Raw genomic sequence first — 1,770 nt, forward strand, 5'->3', positions numbered from 1 at the left:
CAGATAGAAGTCTTTTTCCGCTGGATCAAGCAACATTTGAACGTTCCTACGTTGTTCGGTACGACTGAAAATGCCGTATATGGTCAGCTATTTGAAGCCTTGATTACCTATATTCTTCTCAAATGGCTGTATGATGTTACAAACACCGGCTTGCCTCGGCATGCTGTTCTTTCATTTGCCCGGTTTGCCCGATTATTTGTTTTCTGTTCGCTTCCCGTTGAGTGGCAGTTACGGATTCATTGTATTCTATTAGGAGAATCCCGATTATTTTGATATGGGGTAATTTGGTTAATCAACAGGCCTGTTCTTACTGAGCAGTATTGACTATTTTTCCACTGAGCAGACATTACCATTAACTATTGCGAGGAAGCATTATAACTGAATGATAAATCCAATCGCTTTCGCTGTCAATATAAACCAGATAATTTTATATAATTCTATTTATGTAATAAAATTAAAATATAAATTCTCTCTATTAATTCAAAATTACGACTCCAAAATTTGAATTCGCTATGGTATAAAAATTCTCCAATTTGAACTGAAACAACTCTAAAAAACCAACAGCAGCTAAAAAAAGACGAATATCCCCTAAGTTGGGAACATACGTCTTCTGTGTAGCCATTCGTTTAAATATCGCTTTAAACCTGCTCTAAAAATTTGAGGGAAATCTCCTCCAACTTTTCAATTATTTTTTTCTCGTAATTTTCATCTAGCGATACGCTCTCTGTTGTATACTCCTCTAACCCCTTATGGTCACCAATCCTCACGGAGTAGAGTGCTTTCTGGAACATGCTAATATCATTTGCATCATTCCCAAATGCCACAAACTGTTTTTCCTCAACACCTATTTTTTGCAAAGCGATCCACTTATTGATATTTTCAGGGCTAATATCTAATGAGTTTTCGTCTCCATGTTTATGTACAACAACACCTAATAAAGTCAATTTTTCAGCTAACATTTCTATGTCAGTCGCGGACAATACAAGAACTTTAACTATGTTGGCGAGTGATTCTACCGGAAGCCTCTTGGCTATTTTCAAAGGATCTAGATTGTTTAGAATAGGATGGTCAGCAGCCCCAGTATATGCATAATCCCAATCACTATCTATTAAGTATGTAGCCTGGTACTTCCCGATGAGTTCCCTAATGATTTGCATCTGCTCATTGGAAAAAGATTGTACATATATGGTTTTGCCTTCTCTTGATATGAGAGAACCATTCCCACCTATCAGAAAATGGTTATGAAAATGCTTATTCACCACTGGGATCATGTCCCTTATTGGGCGAGCAGAAGCAAAAATAATTTCATGACCTTTTTCTTCAGTCGTTTTCAAAGCCTTCAGAATACGGCCTGAAAACGGCTGTCCTTTAAAACAAAATTGTCCCGTCTAAATCAAATACAAACTTCATGCTTCTACCTCCTGCAAATGGTTATTATACATATTATAGCCGAAATAATTCGATGTTTCTCTTTTTTTACAATAACTTGAATTATCTATAGTATACATGACCTATGCAGTCCAAGGTAAGCCTTGGTAAATATCCGGTTTGGGCGTAGCCCAAAGAAGCATCAAATCATGCTCCGGCCCAAATAATTCAATAAGCCTTGCAAATGGCTGCACTTGTGTGTCACAATCAATAGAGATTCGCTGAATACCCTTGTGGTTTTTCACGCAAACCTGACAACGAGTGTGGAAGAGGCCACGAACCATTTTGCCGTGGGTATAGCCTTCATCATCACTCGTTTTTTCTTTGTTCAGTTCAAAGAGC

1 protein-coding gene and 2 pseudogenes are annotated in these 1,770 nt (G+C 37.6%); 1 reads left to right on the forward strand and 2 read right to left on the reverse strand.

What is annotated here, in order from left to right:
• Positions 1-273, forward strand: a pseudogene (locus tag PPOP_RS25440) (IS4 family transposase); the annotation flags it as partial.
• A gap of 365 nt (positions 274-638) precedes the next feature.
• Here the strand turns inward: PPOP_RS25440 and PPOP_RS10835 are convergent.
• Both PPOP_RS10835 and PPOP_RS10840 read right to left on the reverse strand, forming a co-directional pair.
• A pseudogene (locus PPOP_RS10835) lies at positions 639-1,410 on the reverse strand (HAD-IIB family hydrolase).
• Between the two features lie 101 nt (positions 1,411-1,511).
• Positions 1,512-1,770, reverse strand: a 259-nt coding sequence (locus tag PPOP_RS10840; protein WP_006286382.1) for a hypothetical protein, incomplete at its 5' end; no start/stop codon positions are given.

The organism is Paenibacillus popilliae ATCC 14706 (assembly GCF_000315235.1).
Taxonomy (GTDB): domain Bacteria; phylum Bacillota; class Bacilli; order Paenibacillales; family Paenibacillaceae; genus Paenibacillus_B; species Paenibacillus_B popilliae.